The sequence below is a fragment of the Chromobacterium aquaticum genome (assembly GCF_021129195.1).
GTDB lineage: Bacteria > Pseudomonadota > Gammaproteobacteria > Burkholderiales > Chromobacteriaceae > Chromobacterium > Chromobacterium aquaticum.
This window is the reverse complement of record NZ_JAJOHW010000262.1, coordinates 1-1,110: the sequence shown is the minus strand read 5'-3', so window position 1 is coordinate 1,110 and position 1,110 is coordinate 1. Positions and strand designations below refer to the sequence as shown.

Genomic DNA, 1,110 nt, shown 5'->3' with positions numbered 1-1,110 from the left:
GCTGGAGGCGGCCGGCGCGGAATGGGTGCTGGACTTCGGCGACACGGCGCTGGGCGCGGGCGCTGCCGGCATGGTTTCGCTCGATCCGGCCTCGCCGGACGCGCTGGCGCGGCTGTGGACCGCGGGCCTGACGCTGGAGCTGTCCCAGCATTACCGCGACGGCAACCGGGTGGCGCTGCCGACCTATCCCTTCCAGCGCCAGCGTCACTGGATAGACCGCGCGCCGCGCTTCCTGGCGGCGGGCGCGACGCCCTTCCTTGGACGGCGCACCGACGCGCCGGCCTTGGGCGCGACCTTCTTCGACGCCGAATGGAGCGTGGCCGCCTTGCCCTTCCTGCAGGATCACGTGATTTACGACAAGGTGGTGGTGTCCGGCGCGGCGCTCGCGGTGATGATGGTCGACGGCGCGCGCGCGCTCACCGGCTCGGACGGCTGCGTGCTGAGCGATCTGCGCTTCCCGGCCGCGCTGGTGATTCCGTCGGGCGCGGCGCGCAAGGTCCAGCTGCAATTGGTGCGCGACGGCGACGGTTTCGAAGCCACGGTGTTGACGCTGGACTCCGCCGACGTTCATGCGACGGCCAGGGTGGACGCCGGCGAGGCGCCGGGCGCCGCGCCGGCGGAGCCGGTGCGCGGAGAAGCGATCTCCACCGAGCTGATGGATAGCTGGCTGCGCGCGCGCAGCGTGGTGATGGGACCGACCTTCCGGCGTTTGTCGGACATCGTGGCCGGGGACGGCGACGCGTGTTGCGATATGCGGGACGACGCCGACGACGCTGGCTGGTTGCTGCACCCCGGGGTGCTGGATTCGGTGCTGCAACTGGTGGCCGCCGCCGCGCGGCCCGAGGGCAGCAAGGCTTTTGTGCCGACGCGCATCGCGCGGCTGGCGCTGCACGGGCGGACCGGCGCCGGGGTGCGCTGTCACGCGTCGGCCGAGCGGGGGCAGGCCAGCCTGTTCGACGCCGGCAAGGTGCTGCTCGAAATGACCGGCCTGGAGTCGCGCGAGGTGACCCGCAATGAGTTGCTGCGCGTCGAACCGCTGCGCGAGGGCTATGCGGTGGAATGGCGCGACGCGGCGGGCGGGGACGCCGCCGCGCTGCCGCCGTCCATCGC

Annotated in this window: 1 protein-coding gene; it reads left to right on the top strand. The window is 72.9% G+C overall.

Annotated elements, in window-relative coordinates; genetic code table 11:
- Window positions 1–1,110 (top strand): polyketide synthase dehydratase domain-containing protein (locus tag LQT98_RS23635; protein ID WP_231465687.1); only part of this gene is annotated, 1,110 nt, incomplete at both ends.